The 1,653-nt window shown below is 68.7% G+C and carries 1 protein-coding gene and 1 pseudogene; one reads left to right on the top strand and one right to left on the bottom strand.

Annotation, left to right across the window (positions count from 1 at the left end):
* Positions 1–1,219: pseudogene (locus tag ACOJTB_RS08460) on the bottom strand (MCP four helix bundle domain-containing protein); the annotation flags it as partial.
* Positions 1,220–1,321: 102 nt separating this feature from the next.
* Between ACOJTB_RS08460 and ACOJTB_RS08465 the strand changes: the two are divergent.
* A partial coding sequence (locus tag ACOJTB_RS08465; RefSeq protein ID WP_420102090.1) for a VOC family protein occupies positions 1,322–1,653 on the top strand: 332 nt, incomplete at its 3' end.

Here is a 1,653-nt window from a genome sequence, read left to right on the forward strand (position 1 = left end):
GCCGGCGATGTTGGAGATCAACCCGACCACGTCGCCGATCCGCGACACGGAATTGCTCAGTTCCTGGACGAGCGCGCCGGTCTGATCGGCGTCGGAGACGGCCCGCTGCGCCAGATGCGCCGAGCCGTCCACCTGCCGGCCGATCTCCTGCACCGACGAGCCGAGCTTTTCGGCCGCCACCGCCACCGTGCTGACGTTGGAGGCGGCTTCCTCGGCCGCCGCCGCCACGGTCGTCGACCGGCTCGCGGTCTCGGTGGCCGTGGCGGTCATCGCCTGCGCGGTCGCCTGCAACTCGGTCGCGGAGGATGACACCGTGCCGATGATGCCACCGACCGCGTCCTCAAAGCCATCGGCTATCTGCCGCATGCCGGCCTTGCGCTGCTCCTCGGCGGCCAAGCGCGCCTGCGCGGTCTCCTCTTCCAGACGGCGGGTGCGGATCAGGTTGTCCTTGAACACTTGGACGGCCGCCGCCGTCGCACCGACCTCGTCGCGGCGCGCGGTGGGGCAGCTCGCCGCCCGTGTCGCCCGCGGCCAGGCCGGTCATCACGCCCGTCATCGCCTGGATCGGACGCGAGACGTGCAGCAGCACGAAAGCGGCCGCGCCGCAGGCCGCGAGCACGCTCAGTGCGATGAAGAGATAGGCCGTCAGGGTCGCGGACTCGGTCGCCGCCATTGCGCTGTCGGCATCCACGTGCGCGCTACGCTCGTTCAGGGCAACGTCCTGGGCCAGCTTGTCGCGGGCTGCATTGTCGAGATCGATGTTGGCCGGTTCGGCCATGAGCCGGACACCCTCGGTGCTCTGGCCCGCCTCCGCCAAGCGGGCTGCCTCGCGGCCGACGGTCTGGTAGCGCTCCCAGGTGGCGCCAAACGCGGCGTACAGCGCCCGCTCCCCGGCCGAGGAGATCAGCGGCTCGTAGGCCTTCCGGGCGGCGGCGAGCGCCACGACGGCCTCGTCGATCTGCCGCGCGTTCTCGATCCGCTGATCGGGACTGCCGGACAGGGTCAGCGTGCGCAACTGCTTGATGCGCACCTCCGAGGCGGCGGCGCGGATGTTGGTGATCGCCACGAGGGAGGGGAGCCAGTTCATGGCGACGCCCGTGACATCGGCTCGGATGCCTGAGAGCGTGAGGGCCATGAGAACGGCCTGACCGGCGCAGAGAAGCGCGAGGAGGCCGAAGGCGGCGAGGAGCGACGCTTTGACGGTTAGATGAAGACGCATGATCTGGCCCTGGACGGGGCACCCCGCACGTCCGCTACGGCGCCTGCCGCGATCCTTCTTGGCACTTGACCGCTTCCACCAAGCCATGACCTTTTTGCAGGTATGGAACCGCTAGCCGACCCTGCCGAACGCGCCCGCTCGTCCAGCTTTGGGCACCCTCCAGAAGGCGGCTTCGCGGCCCTGACACCGGAACTGGATGTCGCCGACCTGGATGTGAGCTTGTGGTTCTGGTGCGACTTGCTCGGCTTCAAGATTGCCTTCGATCGACCAGCCGCGCGCTTCGCCTACCTCGTGCGGGGCAGTGCTCAGATCATGCTGTGTCAGCACAATAGTCGTTGGCTGACCGGTGCGCTTGATCGCCCCTACGGACGTGGAGTGAACTTCCAGATCATGGTCGACCGGCTGGATCCGATCCTCGCGGCCCTCGATGCCGC

Origin of the sequence: Allobosea sp. (assembly GCF_048595345.1) — a bacterium.
In the GTDB taxonomy this organism is placed as follows: Bacteria; Pseudomonadota; Alphaproteobacteria; order Rhizobiales; family Beijerinckiaceae; genus Allobosea.